The sequence below is a fragment of the Acinetobacter sp. genome, from assembly GCF_036666595.1.
Classification (GTDB): Bacteria; Pseudomonadota; Gammaproteobacteria; order Pseudomonadales; family Moraxellaceae; genus Acinetobacter.
The window spans coordinates 1-1500 of the sequence record NZ_JAVWVO010000025.1; the positions used below are offsets into that span (position 1 = coordinate 1).

The following is a 1500-nucleotide window of genomic DNA, read 5'->3' on the forward strand; positions in this document are numbered from 1 at the left end:
TTTAAATCTATAAAACCGATTATTAAAATAAAAACAAACTGTTTTATCTATTTTTAGATTTACTCTATGATTCTTCTATCAAATAAATTTATAGACTGCTTTGGAGAGCTTAACAATGTTAGATCAAAATACTTCAGCTCAATTAAAAACACTTCTTGAACGCCTTGAAGGTCCGATTGAATTGGTTGCGACTTTGAATGGTTCTGAGAAATCAGACAAAATCAAAGAATTGGTTGAAGAGGTTGCAGCACTGTCCCCACTGGTGACTGCACGTTTTGATGGTCAAAACTCACGTGCGCCCAGCTTTGGTGTGGCAAAAGCCGGCGAAGAGCCGCGTGTCTTCTTTGCTGGTTTACCAATGGGGCATGAGTTTACCTCTTTGATTTTGGCATTGTTACAAACCTCAGGCTATGCACCAAAAGTATCGGATGAAATTTTGGCTTCAATCAAAGGTTTGGGCATCCAGTCTAACTTTGACGTATTTGTCTCTTTAAGCTGTCATAACTGTCCAGACGTGGTGCAAGCCTTAAACCTGATTGCCATTTACAATCCAGGCACGACAGCCACCATGATTGATGGTGCCTTCTTCCAAGACGAAGTCGAAGAACGCAAAATTATGGCTGTACCGATGGTATTCCAAGACAATAAGCATATCGGTCAAGGCCGTATGACTTTGGAAGAGATTGTTGCCAAACTGGATACCAATTCAGCAGCTAAAGAAGCTGAAAAACTTAATGTCAAAGATGCTTTTGATGTTTTAGTGATTGGTGGTGGTCCTGCGGGAAATACCTCAGCCATCTATGCAGCACGTAAAGGCATTAAAACCGGGATCGTGGCTGAACGTATGGGGGGTCAAGTCATGGATACCATGGACATTGAAAACTACACCTCGATTCAAAAGACCCAAGGGCCGAAGTTTGCTGCTGAAATGGAAGCTCATGTACGTGAGTATGGTGTGGACATCATGAACTTACAACGTGTCTCTAACATCAAAGGTGCAGATGAGACAGCGAATGGCTTGGTTGAAGTCACCTTAGAAAATGGTGCGAAGCTTGAATCTAAAACAGTGATTCTTTCAACAGGTGCACGTTGGAGAGAAATGAACGTGCCAGGTGAAGCAGAGTACCGTACTCGTGGTGTTGCCTACTGCCCACACTGTGATGGTCCACTGTTTAAAGGCAAACGTGTTGCAGTGATTGGTGGGGGTAACTCAGGTGTCGAAGCGGCGATTGATCTTGCTGGGATTGTTGAACATGTGACTTTGGTTGAGTTTGATACCAAACTACGTGCAGACCAAGTGTTGCAAGATAAATTGCATAGCTTGCCTAATACCACAGTGATCCTGAATGCACTATCGACTGAAGTTGTGGGTGATGGTCAGCAAGTGACAGCATTGAAATATAAAGATCGTGCCACTGATATTGAACATACGGTAGAGCTTGCAGGAATCTTTGTGCAAATTGGTTTATTACCAAACACCGATTTCCTCAAAGAAACAGC

The 1500-nt window shown here is 42.7% G+C and carries 1 protein-coding gene; it reads left to right on the plus strand.

Features of this window, described 5'->3' with window-relative positions:
• Positions 1-115 precede the first annotated feature (115 nt).
• On the plus strand, positions 116-1500 hold a 1385-nt coding region (ahpF, locus tag RR876_RS16480), incomplete at its 3' end, for an alkyl hydroperoxide reductase subunit F (protein WP_332637131.1).